Genomic DNA, 20,536 nt, shown 5'->3' on the forward strand with positions numbered 1-20,536 from the left:
TGCGATCAGGGAAGCACTGATTTTTTATGGAAATCGGCACGATGATTCATGCGTTCGCGATGGATTTCGAGGTTTGATTTGCCCGTGAAAAAATTTGAAGGAGGATAAAATGATCTTTGTAAGAAAATTTCATGTGGGCATCTTGTTTCTTACGAAACGATGATCTAATCCGACAATGAGTGTGATCATAATGTCACATTTCTGTCTAAATATATGATTATTATAAGGTCTATCCTTTACTATAAATGAACAGCCTTCCATGCCGTTGCCATTCGGAGTCGTAAGGGCGTGTGCTGCGCGTCCGGCACCGTTCTCAAACGCTATATATGGCAAGGGTTAGACAGTGAAATTTAACCAATTTTCAAAATTGAAACTGGGCGTTGCTCCAGTTGTGATGGGTGCGGCGCTGGTTTCGGTTCCAGCATTCGCCCAAAATGACGCGGGTGCTAGCGAAGTTAGTGAAGCTATCGTCGTTACGGGTTCGCGCATCGCACGCCCCGATCTGGATTCGGTTGTACCGGTCGCAATGATCGACAATAAGTCGCTGGAACGTGACGCTTCGGTCAACGTTCAGGACGTTCTGAAAGAAATGCCGCAAGTCGGCGTTGGCAACAGCCGGACCAACTCGAACTTCCTGACCGGCGCGAATGGCGTCGCAACGGTTGACCTGCGTAACCTTGGCAACAGTCGTACGCTGGTGCTGGTGAACGGCCGCCGTTTCATTGCTGGTATCGGTGGTACTTCGGCGGTTGATATCAACAATATCCCGACCGATTTCATCGAACGTATCGACGTGACCACGGGCGGTGCTTCGTCCATCTATGGTTCGGACGCGGTCGCCGGTGTTGTGAACTTCATCATGAAGGATCGCTTCGAAGGTATTCGTGTTCGTGGTCAGTATAATTTGACCGAAAAGGGCGACAACCCCCGTTATTTCGGCAGCATCACGGCTGGTACCAGCTGGGGTGCAGATGACCGTGGTTCGATCATCGCGAACTTCTCTTATGATAAGGATACGGGCTTGCTGTCGCGCAAGCGGGCGATTTCGTCGCAAGACTGTTATTACGACATTTGCGGTCCAGATGCCTATTCGATTTTCTCGCCCCAAGGCAATTTTACGGCCATGGACAGTGCGGGTGACGCGGTCGAGTCTATTTTTGACGAAGGTACCTTCTCCTTTGATCGCAACAATAATGTGATCGACGGCTTCGGCGAAGGGTACAACCGTAACTCTGTGCGCCGTATTTCGGTGCCAGTGGAGCGTTATTTGGCCAGCACGATCCTGAACTATGAAGTGACGGACAGCATCAAGGCCTTCACCGAAGTGACCTATGCCAAGACCAAGTCGAGCTCGGCTATGGAAGCATCGGCGCTGCAAACCGATGATATTTACGGCACCAAGACCGTTGGTATTCCGATCACCAATGCTTATCTTCCACAGTCGGTGCTCGATCAGATTTTGGCACATAACGCAGCCAATCCGGATAACCAAATCACGTCCTTGGGCTTCCGTCGTCGCCAGAATGAGGTATTCGACCGTTCGAACACCGCAAGCCGTGACACCTGGCGTGTTGCTGCTGGCCTGAAGGGTGACATCAGCGACAAGTGGCAGTTCGAAGCTAGCTATGTTTATGGCTCGCTGCGTGACTACACGGCCAGCGAAGATATCGATAACAACCGTTATCGTAATGCTTTGGACTCGATTGTTGACGGCAATGGCAACATTGTCTGCCGCAGCGAAGCGGCTCGTGCCGAAGGCTGTGCGCCCATCAACATCTTTGGTTATGGCACCGCCAGCCCCGAAGCATCGGCCTATGTGCAGGCTGTTGTTCCCAAGTCGACCTTGATCAAGCAATCGCAGCATGTGCTGTCTGGTATCATTTCGGGTACGCCATTCGCCTTGCCTGCTGGTGATGTTGGCTTGGTATTGGGCGCAGAATATCGCAAGGAAAAGAGCGTCGAAGATCTCGACATTCTGACGAACACGGGTGGTAACTCGGGTAATATGATCCCCGACACCATCGGCAAGTTCAGCGTTTGGGAAGTGTTCGGCGAAGTCAATGTTCCACTGCTGCGTGACACGAAATTCGCAGAAAATCTGTCGATTGGTGGTGCGGTCCGTTATTCGGATTACAGCCAACAAAGCGTTGGCGGCGTCTTGTCGTGGAGCGTGAATGGTGACTGGTCGCCAGTTCGCGGCTTGAACTTCCGTTCGACCTATTCGGTTGCGAACCGTGCGCCGAACATTTCGGAATTCGCATCGGCGCCTTCGGAAACCTTCGCTTCGGTTAATGACCCCTGCCAAGGTGTCACTCTCACCAGCAACGGCGTAGCGGATGCTGCTTGTCGTGCGATCCCTGCTATTGCTGCGGCGATTGCGGGTGGCGGTGAGTTCACCTACACGCTGGCGGATCAACAGGGCATCAATGGCTTTGTTGGCGGCAACCCCAACCTGCGCGAAGAAACGGCGAAGACCTTAACGGTTGGTGCAGTTATTCAGCCGGTTCAAATCCCGAACTTCAGCCTGACCGTTGATTATTTCAACATCAAGGTGGACGATGCAATCAACATCGTTGCACGCAATGAAGCCATTAAGCAGTGCCTGTTGCAAGGCGATGCGGCATTTTGTGACAATGTCTATCGTGACGCAAATACGGGCCGTGTGACCCGTGTTGACGCCCAGTTGATTAACGTTGCCAAGCTGACCACCAGCGGCATTGACGTTGGCGTGCGCTATTCGACCCCGCTGGGCATCCTGAGCGATGACCGTCTGGAACTGTCGGGTAACTACACCTATTTGATCGACTACACCGTTCAGGAAAACCCTGCGGCTGCGGCGCGCGATTATGCGGGCACGGTTGGCCAGTCGGAACACCGTGCTTCGGCTCGTGCGTCCTACCTGAAGGGGCCTTTCACCTTTAGCTGGCAGGTGAATTACCTGAGCAAGGCGATTGGTGATCTGGACTTTGTTGGAAGCCAGAAGGTGGGCGGCGACAAGCTGACGCTGGACGAAATGAACAAGGTTGGTGATCGCTGGTATCACGACATCCAAGCCCGCGTAGACATTGGTGAAGAAAAGAACTTCGGCCTCTATGCTGGTGTGGACAATCTGTTCAACAGCAAGCCACCATTCCTGCCAGGAACGCCGTTCACGGTAGGCATTACGGGTACCGAAACCGCAGCGGACGTTTACGATCCGTTCGGTCGCCGTTTCTATGTCGGTGCTTCGTTGAAGTTCTAATTCTCAACGAGAATAGTGAAAAAATTGCGGAAGGGCGGCAGCGATGCCGCCCTTTTTTTGTGCGATCTTTAATTGTGAGTAACAAGTTGTTATTATTATATTAATATATATTATAGTATAAACATCATGCTTTAAGTAAATATATGAAAATATTTGTTTATTTTTATTTTTTCAGATAGTCATTGATGTAATTTCATTCGATATTTGTTGCATTTCGGGCACAATCGCGTGGCAAAAATCCACTATTTTGGTGAATTTCCTTTACGCGAGATGAACAAGACTACATTTTTAGCCCCATCGAACCTTTTGCGGGAAATTTACGCATTTGGTGTTCAGATTTCATATCCATTTATGAAACAGGGGCAATAATATGAACGGGACATACTTATCCAAGCTGAAGATTGGCTCTGCGCCAGTTGTATTGGGTATAGCACTGATTTCTACACCCGCTTGGGCGCAAAGCGGCGGGTCGATGACAACCGACGCTGACGACGCCAGCACCATTGTTGTTACCGGATCGCGTATTGCCCGTCCCGAGGTAGAAGGGGCTGCGCCGTTAATCGCAACGGTGGGATCGGAAGAACTAAAACGTCGAGCTGTGGTCAACGTTGCCGACATGTTGGAACAGATTCCTGGATTTGGCATTCCCGTGAATGGTGCTGGGGACCAGTCTGAATTCACTTTGGGGCAGAATTTTGCGAACCTGTTTGGTATCGGGTCCCAACGCACACTAACATTGGTGAACGGACGTCGGTTTATTTCATCCAACACTGCATCAAATTTTGGCGGCGCTGAAGCTGGGCTTCAGGTCGATCTTAACGTCATACCCGTATCACTGATTGACCGCGTTGACGTGCTCGCTGTCAAGGGCGCTACGACCTATGGATCAGATGCTATCGCCGGAACGGTGAACCTGATTCTGAAGGATAATTTTGAGGGCGTCGAGGCAACTGCTTCATACGGGCTATCTGGGCGCGGCGACTTAGCGAATGTATCAGGAAGCCTGACACTCGGCAGTAATTTTTCTGAAGATCGAGGGAATTTTGCGATCAACCTAGAATATAATAAGTCAGACGGGATTATGGCCAACAGCCGTGATCGTGTGCGGCAAGGTTTATTCTTTGATTCGCGTCGTTCCGCCGCAGCGTCGCCATTCCGCCAAGTCTTATATCAAGGTCGCCGTATTGCAGCCATTACGGCTGGAGGTGCGCCTACTTTTGAGAGTGAAGGTATTGGCGGGGTTCCGCGCTTCGGTGGCTTCACCAACGCCGATGGGGATGTTGTCCGTTTCGACCGGAGCGGTAATCTTGTCGCCTTTGATCTTGGAAGCGCGACAGGCGGAGTTGTGAATGCTGAGGGTGGTGACGGATTTAACCTCAATGACGTGTCGCAAATATTGTCAGACACAGAACGCTTCACAACATTTGCGCTAGGACATTATGACGTTAATGATCGCGTAACACTGTTCGTCGAGGCGAATTATGCTCATGTGAAAGCACGTGAATTGGCTAACCAACCAGTTTACAATTCAGCCTTGTTCAGCGAGAAAAGTGTCGGTCTTGGCATGTTGGTGAGTAACCCGTTCCTCAACAACCAAGCTCGAGACATCATTCTACGTCCCGAAAATCTCGGCGCTGATGGTCCTAATTTTGATACTGATGGTGACGGGGTTAACGATGATACTCGATTCTATCTTCAACGGGCGCACACGGATTTGCTCGGAACAAATCCCGCGCGCTCGGAAATGGACTTGTTTCGCGCTGTAACTGGACTCCGCGGTGATTTCGATGTGGGTGATCGTGCATTTAATTGGAACGTCTCATATGCATGGGGGCGCTCGAAATCGACAAGCTATCAGACGTCGTTGGTCCATCAAAACTTCCTGAACGCTGTGGATGTGATCGCCGACCCAGTCAGCGGCGATCCGGTTTGTCGTATAACTGTGGACCCTGCGAGTTCGCTGAATGTGACTGGCACCGGTTCGATTAACCCAGCCGGAAGTTGCGTACCGCTCAATCTTTTTGGGCAGGGCGCTCCCGATCAGCGCGCGATTGATTATGTGACAGCTATGACTGTTGCAGAATCTGCAAATACCCAAACCGTATTGAACGCGAACGTCGGTGGAGAGTTGTTTAACTTGGGTGCGAACCCAGTAGCATTCAACATTGGTTATGAGCGCCGTACCGAAAAGCAAAGCTTTACCCCAGATGGATTTCTGCAACTCGGCCTCGGTCGATCGGTTGCGATTACGCCAGTAACAGGTCGATTCCGTACAAGTGAATTTTTCGGCGAAATTTTTGTGCCTATTATCCAGCCAAGTGATAATGGTTTCATTCACTTGGCCGAAGTTGACGGTTCTGTGCGCTATATTGATAATAGCCGCTCAGGTTCCAATACGATCTGGTCGGTGGGAGGCCGAGTTGCACCGATTGCAGGATTGACTGTTCGGGGAAGCTACACACGATCAGTTCGTCAACCGTCCGTGACTGAACTCTTCCTGCCGGAAGTATCTGTGTTTTCGTTTGCTGACGATCCCTGTGACGCCGACTTTATTGCTGATGGTACAAACCCAGCGGCGCGCGCTGCGAACTGCGCGGCCGAAGGAATTCCCGTAGGTTTTGAGTCGACGATCGCTGATGCGTCTCAAATGATCCGTTCGTCTGGAAACATGAACCTGACCGGAGAAAAATCGAAGTCTTGGACTGCGGGCTTTGTGTTGGAGCCGACATTTGCACCTCGTCTTGTGCTCACAGCTGACTGGGTAAATATCAAGATATCCGACGCGATCATTGATGCTTCATTGGATGATATCATGGCATCGTGTTATGATAGCAGTGATTACCCGAATACTGAAAACTGTTCTCGGTTTGAACGCGATCCTGTGACCTTCCAGATTGTTGACGCGTTAACCAGCTACCTCAATGCGGCGGAGTTTCGGTTCGCTGGATTGCAGGCCTCGCTGCGTTACTCTATGAACGTCGGCTCTGGTACGTTGGGTTTCCTTGGTCGCTATTTCTACATGGATAAGTATGAGCGCGTGCTCAACAATGTGGTCGATACGTTCGACGGAGAAATCGGCTATTCCAAGCATGAAGCGTTGGCTACTTTAACTTATGATATGAACGGTACTGGAATCGCGTTTACCGGTCGTTTCATGTCAGGCGCGAAATATAATAATGAGGCCGCTCCTGACGCGCAGAGCATCAGCAAAGTCGACGATTTCTATGAATTCGACCTTGGTTTGTCGCAGGAAGTCAACGATCGTTTCACGATCCGAGCTACGGTCATGAACCTGTTTGACGTTAAGCCGCCATACCCGCTTGCAAACTCGATTACTTATAACTCGGCGTTGCTCGGGCGGAGGTTCCGTATTGGAGCAAGCGTTAAATTCTAAGCTTGAGACATGAAACGAGAATAGGAAAGGGGCGGTAATTCTACCGCCCCTTTTTTTAATAGATGCAGATTTATAAATTAGGACTGGGATAGCTTCAACTCTCCATCGCCTTCGTCGACCTTGACGGTGCTGCCATCAAGCGCGTCTCCGCGTAGGATGAGGTCGGCCAGGGGGTCTTGGACATAGCGTTGCACTGCACGTTTCAGCGGGCGGGCGCCGTAGACGGGGTCGTAGCCGACGCGGCCAAGCCATGCGCGTGCTGCATCTGTGACGTCCAATATGATCTTGCGATCGTTCAGCAGGCGCTGGACGCGAGCAAGTTGGATGTCGACAATGCCGGCCATATGTTGTTGCGCCAAGCGGTTGAATAGCACGATTTCGTCCAGACGGTTCAGGAATTCTGGACGGAAGTGCGCGCGCACAACCTCCATCACCGCGGGTTCAGCCTGTGATACATCGGCATCGTCTGGCAAAGCCGCGATGGCGTTGCTGCCCAAGTTGGAGGTTAGGATGATGAGCGTGTTGGTGAAGTCCACCGTGCGGCCTTGACCATCGGTTAAGCGGCCATCGTCCAGCACTTGCAACAGGATGTTGAACACATCGCTATGCGCTTTTTCGACTTCGTCGAACAGCACCACCTGATAGGGACGGCGGCGTACGGCTTCGGTCAAGACCCCGCCTTCGTCATAGCCAACATAGCCCGGAGGTGCGCCGACCAAACGGGACACGCTGTGCTTTTCCATAAATTCCGACATGTCGATGCGGACCATGGCGTCGTCATCGTCGAACAAGAAACGCGCCAGCGCCTTGGTTAGCTCGGTTTTGCCGACACCCGTGGGGCCTAGGAACAGGAAGCTGCCCAGCGGACGGTTGGGGTCTTGCAAGCCCGCCCGCGCACGGCGCACGGCGGTCGAGACGGCGCGCACGGCCTCGTCTTGGCCGATGACACGCTTGGCGAGATGGCTTTCCATTTGCAGCAGTTTTTCGCGCTCGCCCGCCAACATGCGGTCGACGGGAATGCCGGTCCATTTGCTGACCACAGCGGCGATATCGTCGGCCGTGACTTCTTCGCGTAGCATGGCGTTGGCGGAAACCGCTTGGGCGTCGGCTAGTTGGCGTTCCAGCGTCGGAATGGTGCCATAGCTAAGCTCGCCCGCCTTGGCGAGGTCGCCGCTGCGCTGCGCTTGGTCCAGCGCAATACGAGCACTATCCAGCTGTTCCTTAATTTTGGCTTCGGCGTTGATTTTGTCTTTCTCGGCCTGCCATTTCTGGGTCAGTTCTGCGGACTGTTGTTCCAGATTGGCCAATTCGCTTTGCAAATTTTTCAGTCGGTCTTTCGACGCTTCATCGCTTTCTTTGCCCAGCGCCGATTCTTCGATCTTCATTTGGATGATACGGCGATCGAGGTTTTCGATGGCTTCGGGTTTGGATTCCACTTCCATACGGATGCGGCTGGCGGCTTCGTCCATCAAATCGATCGCTTTGTCGGGCAGGAAGCGATCCGAAATATAGCGGTTGGACAAAGTCGCGGCGGCGACAATCGCGCCGTCCGTGATGCGGACGCCGTGGTGGAGTTCATATTTTTCTTTGAGGCCGCGCAGGATGGAAATACTGTCCTCGACCGTAGGCTCGCCGACAAACACCGGCTGGAACCGGCGTTGCAGCGCGGGGTCTTTTTCCACATATTTGCGATATTCATCCAGCGTGGTCGCGCCGATGCAATGCAGTTCGCCGCGCGCCAAAGCGGGCTTGAGCAGGTTGGATGCATCCATGGCGCCGTCGCCTTTACCCGCGCCGACCAATGTGTGCATTTCGTCGATGAACAAAATAATGTCACCCTCGGCGCTTTTCACTTCGTCGAGTACGCTTTTTAAGCGTTCTTCAAATTCGCCGCGATATTTTGCACCGGCAATCAGCGCGCCCATGTCGAGTGACAATAAGCGGCGGCCTTTCAGGCTGTCAGGCACGTCGCCATTGGCGATGCGCAGGGCCAACCCTTCGGCGATGGCGGTTTTACCGACGCCGGGTTCGCCGATCAGCACAGGGTTGTTTTTGGTGCGGCGGGCCAGAATTTGGACGGTGCGGCGGATTTCTTCGTCGCGGCCAATGACGGGGTCCAGCTTGCCGCTGTGCGCGACCTCGGTCAGGTCGCGGGCATATTTGGTGAGCGCTTCATAGCTGTCTTCGGCGCCAGCGCTGTCGGCGGTGCGGCCGCCGCGCAGTTGATTGATGGCTTGGTTGAGGGCATCCGCGTTCAGGCCCGCATCCGCAAAGGCTTTGCCAACGGCGGATGTCGGGGCCAGCACCATGGCCAGCAACAAACGCTCGACCGTGACAAAACCATCGCCCGCCCGCGCGGCCACTTGCTCGGCCTGATCGAGCAAACGCACCGCATCATTGTCGAGGCCTGGCGTGGACTGGGCGCCCGAACCCGAAACAGCGGGAACCTTGGCGAGCAAGGCGTCGATACCGCTGATGGCGCGCGGCGCATCGCCCCCTGCGGCTTGGATCAGGCGGGCGGCCATGCCCTCGCTGTCTTCTAGCAAAGCCTTGGCGATATGTTCCGGACTAATCCGCTGATGATTCATGCGGATCGCAATTGTTTGCGCCGATTGCAAAAAGCCTTTGGCGCGATCAGTGAATTTATCGAGGTTCATACAGGCACATCCCTTTACGTTACAAAAGAGATGGTGTTGCCATTACGCAACACAAGACCCGTGTCATAAGAAAATTCGCGGCGGCTGAACGCTTGGTTTAGCCGCCGACGAAGTGACAGAAATCAGGGGTTATTTCGCGTCGCGGGAAAATTGGTCCAGCAAGCGGACGCCATAGCCGGTCATGCCCTTGGGGGTTAGTGGGCCGGCTTTATCGCTGCGGAATACCCCCGCAATGTCCAGATGCGCCCAGTCGATATTGGCATCGACGAAATGATCGATGAACAGCGCACCCAAGGTTGCGCCGGGGCCGCCCGATGCGGATGAATTGCCTATGTCCGCCACATCGGAACGCAAATAATCCGCGTAGGCCTTGTCGAGCGGTAGGCGCCACAGCTTTTCACCCGATATTTTACCAGCGTTGACCAATTGGTCGGCGGTGGCGTCTGATCGCGCAAACAGGCCTGCATATTGATTGCCCACCGCGGATACGACAGCGCCGGTCAGCGTGGCGATATTGATAATGGTGCGGGGCTGATAGTGGCGGGCGACATATTCATTGGCGTCCGCCAACACCAAACGGCCTTCGGCGTCGGCGTTGGTCATTTCGATGGTTTTGCCCGACAAAGTGCGCACCACGTCGCTGGGGCGCTGGGCATTGCCGCTGGGCATATTTTCGGCCAGCGCTGCCACCGCTACAATGTGGACAGGCGCGCGTGATTTGGCGAGCGAGAGGGCCGCCCCCATCACCGATGCTGCACCAGCGGTATCGCCCTTCATGCTAGTCATGCCATTGCTGGGTTTTAGCGACAGGCCGCCGCTGTCAAAAGTGATGCCTTTGCCGACCAGTGCGAGGGGCGCAGCCGGCGAGCCTTGCCCGCGATAGCGCACCGCAATGAGCCGTGACCCACGTGGGCTTCCTTGGCCAACGCCGACCAGCGCGCCCATGCCCAATTTGCGCATGGCGGCTTCGTCCAACACTTCGATGGTGACACCCGCTATGCCGGCAAAGGCTTCGCGCGTGCGGGCGGCAAAGCTTTCGGGGTAAATGACATTGGCTGGTTCATTGGACAGGTTGCGGGCCAAGCGCGCACCGTCGATCAGTGCCATGCTGCGCACGTCAAATATGGCTTTGGCTGATGTACTGTTCGGGCCAATGATGGTGACGGGGGCGGTGGGGGCTGGCTGTGTTAGGTCGGTGCGATAACGATCAAAACGATATTGCCCCAAGCCAAAGCCGGCGGCGATGTCGATGCTGGCATTTTCATCCGTGCTGCCGGCAATCGCGATGGAAAGCGGGTCATTGGCTAGGGCGTTAGCCGCCGCGCCGCCCGCCAATTGCCAGTCCAATTTTGCGCGGCCCGTTCCCAGACCAATTAGCAAAATTTGCCCATATGGCCCAATGCCGCGCAGCGCCAAGCTGCTGGACTGTGCGCCGGTAAAACGCGCGTCCGATATGGCGCGCTGGATGGCGGCGCGATCGGTTGCAGACAGGTTGACGCCCGATAGCGATGGCAGGTCGGCGCTGGGGGTGATGATGACCAAAGTGCCATTTTCGGGTGCGATGGCGGAAAAACCGATCGGGCGTTCGGCGCTGTTATCCCTTTGGGTGGGCGCGACGCCGGACCCAACCACATATTGGGCCGAAACCGGGGATGTCCCAGCAAGGGCCATTGCCAAGGCAATGCCACCGGCCTTCAAAATATGTTGATAGTGCATAGAAAATCCCCACGATATTCGACCGCTACAAGGCGGAATGGAAAGCCACGGATGGCGCTATGTCTGGGTGAATAAACGAGGGGGCGCAATTTTAATAGCGGGAGGACGTGACGGTCTTGATTCCTGACAAAAGCCTGTCATTGTTAATTGACATCATGTTTAATAAGGAGAGGGTCTATGGCCAGTGTTGCAGGCAATTATGATTGCGTTACCAAGTCGCCCATGGGTGATCAGAAATCGGTTTTCTCCGTTCAGGTTGATGGCGACAGCTTCACTGGACAAAATGCTGGCGCCATGGGCGCGATGGACGTCGAAAATGGCAAGGTTGATGGAAATAAGCTGACTTGGACCATGAATATGAAGGTTCCTATGCCGATGACGCTGGAATGCGAAGCCACGGTTGACGGTGATAATTTGACCGGCACGATCAAGGCTGGCGCTTTTGGCTCCATGGCGATGACAGGCACACGTCAGGCCTGAGGCACCCCGCCCGCGCGGATTAAGGACCATAGCGGGATAAATATTTCATTTAAGCCGGGCCGATTTGGTCCGGCTTTTTATTTGTTTTCAGATGTTTGAATTAATCTTCTGCCCTTTGGGTGCCAACAGCGGGCAGGCCTATCTCGATCGGGGGTTTCTTAATGGCCGCTTGGGGACCATAGCATCGGGCTATGCACCACAGTTTCGAATCCTCCAAACAATCGCCTCAAAAACATGTGCCTATGCCCGGACCAAGGGAATTGGTGTTTATGATGGCAATGGTCATGGCGCTAAATGCCTTGGCTATTGATGCGATGCTTCCCGCCCTGCCGGCGATATCCGAAGCTTTGCACGTCTCACAAGCCAATCATCGGCAATATATTATTTCGATATATCTGCTGGGCGTTGGGGCGGGATCTTTGCTGTACGGGCCATTGGCTGATCGCTTTGGTCGGCGGCCGGTGTTGATCCCGACATTGGTGGCCTATGTGTTGTTTGCTATTGGTAGCGGCCTGTCGACCGATTTTTCGACATTGTTGGCGCTTCGTTTCGGACATGGGGTGATATCGGCGTCCTTGGGCGTGGTGTGCGTTGCGGTCATTCGCGATCTATTCTCTGGTGATGCTATGGCCAAGCGCTTGTCGCTGGTTTTCATGGTATTTATGATCGTTCCTGTGCTGGCCCCGACATTGGGCGCCGCGGTTGCGGCCGTGGCCGGATGGCGCGCGATTTTCATTGTGTTGGCCGTGATGGCTGTGCTGATGATTTTGTGGCTACGTCGTTTGCCAGAAACATTGGCGAGGGAAGATCGGCGTTCTTTGGAATGGAAAACGCTGTGGAGCGGATGGGCGCAGGTGACGCGCCACCGCCGTGCGGCAGGATATATGATTGCGTCTGGGACCATGCAGGGGGCGCTCTTTGGCTATGTGAACAGCAGCGAGCAGATTATTTCTGAGCTTTTTCACGCCAAAGATATGTTTCCCATTATTTTTGCGTGCGTGGCTAGCGGTGTCGCCATAGCCAATTTTTCCAACGCCGCCATCGTCGAGCGTTTTGGCGCGCGGCGTGTATCGCAGACCGCCGTATTTGCGTTCATTGTCACCAGTCTGATTCAATTGGTAGCGACGCTGAGTGGTGAAGAAACGTTGACCGTATTCACCATTTTGATGATGATCAATATCGGGTTGATCGGCTTTATCGGCGGTAATTTTGGTTCGATTGCTATGGAAGATTTCGGACATATTGCCGGTGTCGCATCATCTTATCAGAATTTTGCAAAGGGCCTGTTGTCGGCGGTTACAGGGGCGCTGATTGGACAGCAGTTTGACGGAACAAGCTTGCCGTTGGCGCTGGCTTTCTTGGGTTGTGGTATCACATGTTTGGTGCTGGTGTTCTGGGCGGAGCGGGGGAAGTTGTTTACAAGGCCCAGAACGGCTCCAAAAACGCCCCAAGCCCCATAAGATAGGCCCCATAGGGATGGGGACAGGTTAATGAAAAAGAAGGGGGCCCGCAGGCCCCCTTTATTTTTAGCTTGCGACGATTTCGTCGTCCTGTGCGTCGACGATTCCACGCCCAACATGGCTTTTGCGATAGCCATAAAGGAAGTAGAAAATCAGACCAATCCCGCCCCAAACAGGCAGGACCAATTTCGCATCGGTCGGCAGGTTCAAATAGAGACCAAAGGTGCCGATGATCGCCAAAGGCGCGATGACCCAAACAAAAGGCGTGCGGAAGGGGCGTACGCGGTGCGGGTCTTTGACGCGCAGCATTAACACCGCAATTGCCACCATGAAAAAGGCGAAGAGCGTTCCCGAATTGGAAATATCAGCCAATTTTCCCACGGGCAAAAAGGCCGCGAAAACAGCCACCGCGGCACCCGTAATCATCGTCACAATATGCGGCGTTTTCCACTTTGGGTGAATGCTGGCTAATTTCTCGGGCAGTAAGCCGTCGCGGGCCATCACAAAGAAAATGCGGGTCTGGCCGAACAACATGATCAAAATGACCGATGGCAGCGCCAAAAATGCCGCCAAGCCAATGGTGTTGCCAATGGCAGGATGGCCGATTTCACGCAAGACGTGGGCCAAGGCTTCGCGCGAGCAGACAAGCGGTTCCTGTCCCACGGCCAGCAACGATGCGCATCGTTGTGCCATCGCAGTGGAGCCTGGCGACAAGATTTCGCCGTTCAAGCCCGTAACGGGTTGTGCGCCCAAGGTGCCAATGGCGCCCGCTGCTACCAACAGATAGAAGATGGTGCAGACACCCAGTGAGGCGATCAAGCCAATGGGGACATTGCGCTGGGGGTTTTTGGTTTCTTCGGCTGCGGTGGAGACGGCGTCAAAACCGACATAGGCAAAGAAGATTGAGGCGGCCGCCCCAACAGCGCCAAGCCCCGCAACCTGCCCAAACCAGCCATTGGGCATGAACGGTTCAAAATTTTGGCCTTTGATCATCGGGATGGTCAAAAAAACGAACAAGCTGAGCGCCGCGACTTTGATGACGACGAGTACGGCATTCACCCGCGCGCTTTCGGTAGTACCGATCATCAGCAGGCCGGTTATCAATAAAGCGATGAACATGGCAGGCAGGTTGACGATACCGCCACCATAAGGGCCGACCGTTATTTCCATGGGAATGTTAACGCCAGCCGTCGCCATTAATCCGATGAAATATCCGGACCACCCAACGGACACGGCTGATGCCGCGACCGCATATTCCAATATCAGCGCCCAGCCCACGGTCCATGCAAGTAATTCGCCCATTACAGCATAGGTATAGGTATAGGCACTGCCCGAAACCGGAACCATTGAAGCGAGTTCCGAATAGCAAAGTGCTGCGACCACACAGACGAGCCCTGCGATCACAAAGCTCCACAACATGCCAGGGCCAGCTTTTTGTGCGGCTTCGGATGTTAAAACGAAAATACCGGTGCCGATAATAGCACCGATGCCCAGCATGGTTAGCTGGAAAGCACCGAGCGTTCGGTGCAGCGACTTTTTCTCGGCTGTTGCCAAGATAGCGTCGAGAGATTTGACTCGACCAAAAATCATTCACATTCCCCCTTTTACAGGCCTTGGGGTTAGGCCTGGTTGTGGCGGACAACCTAGTCGATCCGTTCGTTAGCGCAACGGCAATTCGGCGCATGATGACGCTTATTTGACAGGCGGAGACATGCCATTTGTGGCGTTTGTGAGTGCAAATCTGCGCGCTTATGTCTTGTCGGCGCATGTTCGCGGCACGAACGGAGATGTCCGTTCCTGCCGACATGGTGGCGTCGCGCTTGGTTTAGGCGCGGGCCAGCATGGGGCCCATGAATTGACCGCCAAACAGGTGAACATGCAGGTGCGGCACTTCTTGTCCGCCGTGCTGGCCAATATTGGCCAGCAAACGATAGCCCGGTTCGACGAGATTATTTTCGCGCGCGACATGGCCAACGGCGCGGATGAAACCCGCAATTTCTGCGTCATTTGCTTTGGCGGAGAAATCATCCCAGCTCACATAGCGCCCCTTGGGAATGACCAGAATATGCAATGGTGCCTGCGGATTTATGTCATGAAAGGCAAAAGCATATTCGTCGTCGTAGACGGGGTTGGACGGCAAATCCCCACGCAAAATGCGCGCGAAAATATTGTTGTCGTCATAAGCTTGGGTGGCATCGATTGGCATGAGTGAATCCTTATGCTGTCAGGATTGGCGCGCGGCTTTTTCGGCGATGCCGGATGTTCCGTGTCGGCGGGTCAGTTCGGCGGCGATATCTGCCCATGAAAGACCGCGATCGGCCATTAAAATCGTGAGGTGAAAGACCAGATCGCTGGCTTCGCCGACCAAGGCTTTGTCGTCTTCCGTCAAGGCTGCGATAATGGTTTCGACTGCTTCTTCGCCGACCTTTTCCGCGATTTTCTTGCGCCCTTTGGCGGCAAGGCTGGCGACATAGCTGTCTGTTTTATTGGCGTCCGCCATGCGGCTGTGCACCACCTCTTCCAGCGTCGTCAAAGCGTCCCCGACCGAAATTGTCATGCGCATCCCTTTATGCGGCGGTTGAATTTAAGCTCCTCCCTAGCTTTCGCTTGGATGACGAACAAGGGTGCTGGACAATTTTCGGTGGGTCTGTTGGAAGGGGTGGATGATGAAGGCTTTGCTTCCAACGAATTGGGTGTCGGTTTTGGCACCATATTATGATGCCCGCGACTTGGACAGCGTTGTGGCGCGGGTTTTGGGTGCGCAGGCGGCGGGTGAGACGGTCTATCCGCCGCAAGACCAGTGGTTTGCGGCGCTGGAGGCGACAGCGCCGCAGGATGTGCGCGTGGTGATTTTGGGGCAGGACCCTTATCATGGGGCGGGTCAGGCCCATGGTTTGTGCTTTTCGGTGCGGCCGGGGGTGCGGGTTCCGCCGAGCCTGAAGAATATTTACAAAGAATTGGCGGATGATGTGGGCGCTGTGCCGGTGCGGCATGGATATTTGCAGCATTGGGCCGAACAGGGCGTGTTGCTGTTGAACAATGTGCTGACGGTCGAGGCTGGCAAACCGGCTTCGCACAAAGGGTGGGGGTGGGAAGCCTTTACGGACGCGGTGGTGACAGCGGTCGCGGCGGATGCTACGCCCAAAGTCTTTATTTTGTGGGGCAGCCATGCCCAGAAAAAAGCGGATAAAATCAAAATATTGGCCGAGGGAGGGCCGCATTTGATTTTGCGGGGGCCGCATCCATCACCCTTGTCGGCCTATCACGGATTTTTCGGCAGCAAGCCCTTTAGCCAAGCTAATGATTTTTTGGTTAAAAACGGACGATCAGCGATTGATTGGCAATTGCCTTATATGGTGGATGACGGATGGGTCGATGAGAGTGATCGACAACTTTCGTTCGACCATATTGCGAATGGTTCTTAATAAGGGGCTTCGACCTATCGGAGTCTGAATGATGTCACGCGATTTGACCAAAACCCTTACCTATCTGATCTTGCACCTGATAATTGGGTTTAGCGTGGCTTATGCGCTGACGGGGTCTTTGGTGGTCGCGGGCGGGATCGCGGTGATTGAGCCTATTTGTAATGCGGTGGCGTTTTTCTTTCATGAAAAGGCGTGGAAGCGGACGGATGAGCGGGCCTGTCATCTCCGGTTTGTGGCGGCCTAAAGGACGTGCCGCCCGATATTAGGCGGCGATGGGAAAGGGCAGGCTGCCTTGGATTGGGGGCGGGAGGGGCCATGATTTGACCGCGCGCGTCAGGCCGGTGAACTGATCAAATTCCGACAAAATGAGATGTTCCGCTGTCCAGCCAAAATGTTGCGGGATGGCGGTTTTGGCGTTGGCGGGCATGGGCAGGGGAATATGGGGCCGGATGGGCGTGACGGTGAGATTTTGGGCGGCGAGGTGCGGGGTGAGCGCGGCGATGAAGTGATTGATATCGCGTAGGCTTTGCGGGGTGGGGTGCGATAGCGCGGCGGCTTGGTTGATGGCGGTGATGCGGGTTTGTTGGAGCGCGAAGGCGGGCGGTAGCATTTCGGGCAAGGCGGCGGTGAGGCGTTGGCGCAGGAAGGGGTGGGGAAGGTCGGATTGGGCCAGTTCTCCGATGTTGAGCGCATAGAAGATTTCTGGAAAATCAGTGGTTTGAGCGGCCGGAATTTGGCGGGGGGATTGGATTTTCGCGCGCAAAGCGGCGGTGAGGCGGCGGCTGTCGGGGGAGGGCAGCGAGAGGGCCAGATTGTAGGTGTAGCGCGCGGGCATGGGCATCCTTCTTTCGTCATGGGCTGTGATGACGTGTTTCGGATGTTCTTATTATGTTCTTAATTTAATGAAAAGGGGTGATGGACGTTTGATCGTGCATCACCCCGTTTAGATCTTGATATTGGGGCCTAATTTTAGGCCAGATTATGCGCCCTGTTGGTGGCCGAGCGCCCGTCCGAGGGGGATTGCCCAAATAGGACCGGTGATTTTGGTCCAATATTTCGGTTTTTCGCGTGGGGATTAGCGGCAGCGGACGTTGTTGCGGCCATCGCTGCCCTTTTCAATGGCGCGGCCCGCGACGGCACCGCCGACGGCTCCGATCAGGCTGCCCAAGGTTTTCGATCCGCCTGGGGCGATGACATTGCCGAGGACGCCGCCTGCGAGGCCGCCGACGATGAGGCCGGTCGTGCCGTCCGAGCGTTTGCAATAATATCGGCCATCGCGGCCACGGTAGATTTCGTCATTATCGCCCAAGCGGCGTTCGCGATAGTCGCCGTCGCGGTAATGGTCGTCGGCATAATAGCCGCCGCCGCGATCATAGCGGCCATTGTCGTTGTAGAGCCCGCCGAGGCCGCTTTCACAGCCGGATAGGGCCACGCTGGCGAGGATGAGGGGGGTGAGTTTTGCGACGCTTTTGAGGCTGGTCATTTTTGCTCTCCTGTCATGATGTTCCAGTTTTGGCCGGTTTTGGGCCGCGTTAGGCCGCGATGGGCGGCTGGGCATCAAGGAGATAACTGCTCAGAAAATTGGGAGTTCCCTTGGGTGGAAAAAGGCGCGCTATTTTCAGGGGTTAGCGGGACATTGAATTTGGAAGTTGCCGAAGTTTACGGTCTGCCGCGCGGGGAGCGTTTGGGGAGGTGGGTATTTTGTGGGGGGGTGATGGGCTTTAGGCGGGGCGGGTGCTGATGGGGTGGTTGATAAAGTCGCGGCCTGTTTGTTCGGCTGGGGATGGGGCGGTGTAGGCTTGGGGGGTGTGGGGTTGGTTGGCGGCGGGGCTGTGCGCGGCGAGGCCCGATTGGGTGAGGGCGGCGGCGAGCATGTGCGGGTTTGGCGGGGCGGGGGTGCCGCGATCTTCGCCATCATAAGCCGCATCGGCGGCGAGATTGGCCATGCGGTTGAGGATGAGGGCGGGGCCGTCGAAATGTTGCACGGCTTCGCGGTCTTCGCGCCATTTGCCAAAGCGGGCGGGGTCGCGGGTGCGCAGGATGAATTGGGTTAGGCGTTCGTCAAAGAGGCGCCGTTCGCCCACTTGCTGCCCGCGATAGAAAATGGGTTCGGCAACGCCGTGAATAGCGCGGGATAGGGCGGCATCGGCCAAGCGGCGCACGGCGAAATCAAGCGCGGCGTCCCATGCGAGGCGGAAGGCTTGGGCTTCGGGACGGCGGCGCAGATTATAGGCCGAGGTATGGGACAGGCCGACATGGGCGGCGGATTGTTGGACACAGCCGGTTTCGGCCAAAGATTCGAGGAAGGCGACTTGGCGTTCCGGCGTCCAGCCATCGTGGCGCGCGCGCAAGCGGACAGGGGTGAGCGCGGTAGCTTTGCCGTTCGCGCCCTTGGGTGAAGTTTTGATTTGTTTTGCCATGGATGATTATGAAGCATGGCGGGGGAATGTAGGAAAGAGTGTTAGCGCTTCTTACGAGAGTGCGACGTGTGTTTTTTTTGTGCTCGGTCGGGGTAGGTAATACCTAGGAATACGCGTTGCATCTTGTTTAATTCGTGAGTGTTGATGCCTAAAATCTGCTCAACCGTATTTGTTAATGCAATTGTACTTTGATCCTCGATGTGTTGCACGAACCTATCCATGTTCTGCGCGCCAGCGTACGCAGAGATGTAGCCTTTCTTAAGGTTGTCCAATTTATTAATGATCTCTTTTAAAGGCGTCATGTTTGATTTTATCGATTTTATATCTGTAGAATTGAATATTTTTTTGCCTATTTTATCACTTAATTTGCTTGGAATGAATAATTCGTAAGAGCTTTTATGAGGCCGAAGTTCCATTCCTAGAAATTCAATTTCTTTCGTTGGTGGGCATATCGATGTCTTGGAGTTTTTGTCACCTATCAAACCTATTGAGAGGCTGATTTTTTCAAGTTCTTCACTGATGAAGCTGTCGAAGTCGCGACACTCTTTCTCGGTGTCAAAAAAGGCTATTATGTCGTCGACATAGCGTATGGCTTTGGTTCCGCGCTTCATGATTGCGCAGTCTAAATCCTTCAAGAGTATGGAGGCGAGTAAGGGGGAGAGGGGCATTCCTTGTCTGATGCCGATGCCGCGGTTAATGCCGTTACTTGCGACGATGTTTTCCCAGTCGGGGCCGATGCCGCTGCTTATCTCGGTGTCGATGATTTGGGCGATAACGGGATATAGCGACGGTAGACGAACCGTGCGCTTTATAGCGCCCTTAAGGTGCTCTCGCGGAACGTTGTCGAAGAATTTCACGATGTCGCACTTGTAGGCCCAGCCAGAGGCGGTCCGCATTTTTATAGCCATTTTTCGAGCGTCTTGAACTGTGCGATCTTCATTTGGGACGATGCCGTAACTGACGGCATTTAGAAGTCCGTTCTTTTTTACAGTTTCTAAAATCTCGTGTTGAACGGCGAATTGAATGAGTCGGTCAGAAATTGTCGGAACACAAATGATCCGATTGCCGCCTGACGGTTTTGGGACTGGAATCGCAAGCAGTCCTGACGGGCGGTAATTTGATAACGCTCGATTGCGAATCTCGCCTAGAGAATGAGGGAGATTGGCTTCGAATTGAGTGCCTGATATCCGGTCGATGCCGGAGCAGCTTTTTACGAGGTTGGTGCGGCGCTTCGCCCAGATGCTTCTGAGTTTGGATACTTCAAAGGCCCGATGTCGTGCGTTATTCATTTGTGCTCGCCAACTTAACCTGAATTATCCCAAGCTGGCGGAGCTTAGTGCGGAACGATCATTATCCGTTTCCGGATAGTCGTAATTAGCCAAGTGGCCGAGGCCCTGACTCAGCGCGACGTAGCCGCGTTGGGCAGAGTTCTCAATGACTCCTAGCGCGAAATTTGCGCAAATTGTCCCACCTAACAATAGCACGATTGCGGCTACAAATGCAAGAGCCGAGTGAAAATAATCACTTGCGATTCCTTTTGCGCCGGTTTCGTGTGGCTGCGCGGCGAAAACCGCCGAGCTTTCAGGCCGCCTCGGAGCTGGCCCCTCACAAATAAAATCCCCTGCCTCGCGGGTTTCTTGGATAACACAAGGCATTTCACACTTCCCTTCATCATTGGAACGATCATTATCCGTTTCCGGATAGTCGTAATTAGCCAAGTGGCCGAGGCCCTGACTCAGCGCG

At 54.4% G+C, this 20,536-nt stretch carries 16 protein-coding genes; 6 read left to right on the forward strand and 10 right to left on the reverse strand.

Annotated features, from left to right (window positions below; genetic code table 11):
- Positions 1-343: 343 nt before the first annotated feature.
- Positions 344-3,241: a TonB-dependent receptor plug domain-containing protein gene (locus tag LKO31_RS03515; RefSeq protein WP_227688690.1), complete on the forward strand. Its 2,898-nt coding sequence runs from the start codon at positions 344-346 to the stop codon at positions 3,239-3,241.
- Between the two features lie 370 nt (positions 3,242-3,611).
- Positions 3,612-6,635, forward strand: a complete 3,024-nt coding sequence (locus LKO31_RS03520) for a TonB-dependent receptor domain-containing protein (RefSeq protein ID WP_227688691.1) — start codon at positions 3,612-3,614, stop codon at positions 6,633-6,635.
- A 77-nt stretch (positions 6,636-6,712) separates the two neighbouring features.
- Here the strand turns inward: LKO31_RS03520 and clpB are convergent, their stop codons facing one another.
- On the reverse strand, positions 6,713-9,292 hold the full coding sequence (clpB, locus tag LKO31_RS03525; RefSeq protein ID WP_227688692.1) for an ATP-dependent chaperone ClpB: 2,580 nt from the start codon (positions 9,290-9,292) through the stop codon (positions 6,713-6,715).
- A gap of 129 nt (positions 9,293-9,421) precedes the next feature.
- Entirely contained in the window at positions 9,422-11,008 is a 1,587-nt protein-coding gene (locus LKO31_RS03530) for a leucyl aminopeptidase (protein ID WP_227688693.1), read from the reverse strand.
- A gap of 177 nt (positions 11,009-11,185) precedes the next feature.
- Here LKO31_RS03530 and LKO31_RS03535 point away from each other — a divergent pair, with 177 nt between their 5' ends.
- Positions 11,186-11,488, forward strand: coding sequence for a hypothetical protein (locus tag LKO31_RS03535; RefSeq protein WP_227688694.1), 303 nt, complete (start codon positions 11,186-11,188; stop codon positions 11,486-11,488).
- Positions 11,489-11,757: 269 nt separating this feature from the next.
- On the forward strand, positions 11,758-12,948 hold the full coding sequence (locus LKO31_RS03540) for a multidrug effflux MFS transporter (protein WP_227688695.1): 1,191 nt from the start codon (positions 11,758-11,760) through the stop codon (positions 12,946-12,948).
- Positions 12,949-13,014: 66 nt separating this feature from the next.
- Here LKO31_RS03540 and LKO31_RS03545 read toward each other — a convergent pair whose 3' ends face one another.
- The 3 genes from LKO31_RS03545 to LKO31_RS03555 all read right to left on the reverse strand — a co-directional run bounded on the left by LKO31_RS03545 (position 13,015) and on the right by LKO31_RS03555 (position 15,505).
- On the reverse strand, positions 13,015-14,538 hold the full coding sequence (locus tag LKO31_RS03545; protein WP_227688696.1) for an amino acid permease: 1,524 nt from the start codon (positions 14,536-14,538) through the stop codon (positions 13,015-13,017).
- Positions 14,539-14,773: 235 nt separating this feature from the next.
- Entirely contained in the window at positions 14,774-15,154 is a 381-nt protein-coding gene (locus tag LKO31_RS03550) for a histidine triad nucleotide-binding protein (RefSeq protein ID WP_227688697.1), read from the reverse strand.
- Between the two features lie 18 nt (positions 15,155-15,172).
- The gene (locus LKO31_RS03555) at positions 15,173-15,505 is read right to left on the reverse strand and encodes a phosphoribosyl-ATP diphosphatase (RefSeq protein ID WP_227688698.1); all 333 of its coding nucleotides are present in this window, start codon (positions 15,503-15,505) and stop codon (positions 15,173-15,175) included.
- Positions 15,506-15,611: 106 nt separating this feature from the next.
- Between LKO31_RS03555 and ung the strand changes: the two genes are divergently transcribed.
- Together ung and LKO31_RS03565 are read left to right on the forward strand one after the other, a co-directional pair.
- Positions 15,612-16,373 (forward strand): uracil-DNA glycosylase, encoded by a 762-nt coding sequence (gene ung, locus LKO31_RS03560; RefSeq protein ID WP_227688699.1) that lies wholly within the window; start codon positions 15,612-15,614, stop codon positions 16,371-16,373.
- Between the two features lie 31 nt (positions 16,374-16,404).
- Positions 16,405-16,617: a DUF2061 domain-containing protein gene (locus LKO31_RS03565; RefSeq protein WP_227689560.1), complete on the forward strand. Its 213-nt coding sequence runs from the start codon at positions 16,405-16,407 to the stop codon at positions 16,615-16,617.
- A gap of 18 nt (positions 16,618-16,635) precedes the next feature.
- Here LKO31_RS03565 and LKO31_RS03570 read toward each other — a convergent pair whose 3' ends face one another.
- The 5 genes from LKO31_RS03570 to LKO31_RS03590 form a co-directional block, all read right to left on the reverse strand.
- Positions 16,636-17,208, reverse strand: a complete 573-nt coding sequence (locus tag LKO31_RS03570; protein WP_227688700.1) for a hypothetical protein — start codon at positions 17,206-17,208, stop codon at positions 16,636-16,638.
- 240 nt (positions 17,209-17,448) lie between these two features.
- Positions 17,449-17,856: a glycine zipper 2TM domain-containing protein gene (locus LKO31_RS03575; RefSeq protein WP_227688701.1), complete on the reverse strand. Its 408-nt coding sequence runs from the start codon at positions 17,854-17,856 to the stop codon at positions 17,449-17,451.
- Positions 17,857-18,094: 238 nt separating this feature from the next.
- Entirely contained in the window at positions 18,095-18,793 is a 699-nt protein-coding gene (locus LKO31_RS03580; protein ID WP_227688702.1) for a hypothetical protein, read from the reverse strand.
- 41 nt (positions 18,794-18,834) lie between these two features.
- Positions 18,835-20,082: a reverse transcriptase domain-containing protein gene (locus LKO31_RS03585; RefSeq protein WP_227688703.1), complete on the reverse strand. Its 1,248-nt coding sequence runs from the start codon at positions 20,080-20,082 to the stop codon at positions 18,835-18,837.
- 24 nt (positions 20,083-20,106) lie between these two features.
- Positions 20,107-20,511: a hypothetical protein gene (locus tag LKO31_RS03590; RefSeq protein ID WP_227688704.1), complete on the reverse strand. Its 405-nt coding sequence runs from the start codon at positions 20,509-20,511 to the stop codon at positions 20,107-20,109.
- Positions 20,512-20,536: the final 25 nt, after the last annotated feature.

Origin of the sequence: Sphingopyxis yananensis (genome assembly GCF_020687785.1) — a bacterium.
Lineage (GTDB): Bacteria > Pseudomonadota > Alphaproteobacteria > Sphingomonadales > Sphingomonadaceae > Sphingopyxis > Sphingopyxis yananensis.

Bases quoted from the DNA above. Each gene is read 5' to 3' on its own strand.
- LKO31_RS03520 (WP_227688691.1), top strand. From the start codon at position 3,612: ATGAACGGGACATACTTATCCAAGCTGAAGATTGGCTCTGCGCCAGTT.
- clpB (WP_227688692.1), bottom strand. From the start codon at position 9,292: ATGAACCTCGATAAATTCACTGATCGCGCCAAAGGCTTTTTGCAATCG.
- LKO31_RS03530 (WP_227688693.1), bottom strand. From the start codon at position 11,008: ATGCACTATCAACATATTTTGAAGGCCGGTGGCATTGCCTTGGCAATG.
- LKO31_RS03535 (WP_227688694.1), top strand. From the start codon at position 11,186: ATGGCCAGTGTTGCAGGCAATTATGATTGCGTTACCAAGTCGCCCATG.
- LKO31_RS03540 (WP_227688695.1), top strand. From the start codon at position 11,758: ATGATGGCAATGGTCATGGCGCTAAATGCCTTGGCTATTGATGCGATG.
- LKO31_RS03545 (WP_227688696.1), bottom strand. From the start codon at position 14,538: ATGATTTTTGGTCGAGTCAAATCTCTCGACGCTATCTTGGCAACAGCC.
- LKO31_RS03550 (WP_227688697.1), bottom strand. From the start codon at position 15,154: ATGCCAATCGATGCCACCCAAGCTTATGACGACAACAATATTTTCGCG.
- LKO31_RS03555 (WP_227688698.1), bottom strand. From the start codon at position 15,505: ATGACAATTTCGGTCGGGGACGCTTTGACGACGCTGGAAGAGGTGGTG.
- ung (WP_227688699.1), top strand. From the start codon at position 15,612: ATGATGAAGGCTTTGCTTCCAACGAATTGGGTGTCGGTTTTGGCACCA.
- LKO31_RS03565 (WP_227689560.1), top strand. From the start codon at position 16,405: ATGTCACGCGATTTGACCAAAACCCTTACCTATCTGATCTTGCACCTG.
- LKO31_RS03570 (WP_227688700.1), bottom strand. From the start codon at position 17,208: ATGCCCGCGCGCTACACCTACAATCTGGCCCTCTCGCTGCCCTCCCCC.
- LKO31_RS03575 (WP_227688701.1), bottom strand. From the start codon at position 17,856: ATGACCAGCCTCAAAAGCGTCGCAAAACTCACCCCCCTCATCCTCGCC.
- LKO31_RS03580 (WP_227688702.1), bottom strand. From the start codon at position 18,793: ATGGCAAAACAAATCAAAACTTCACCCAAGGGCGCGAACGGCAAAGCT.
- LKO31_RS03585 (WP_227688703.1), bottom strand. From the start codon at position 20,082: ATGAATAACGCACGACATCGGGCCTTTGAAGTATCCAAACTCAGAAGC.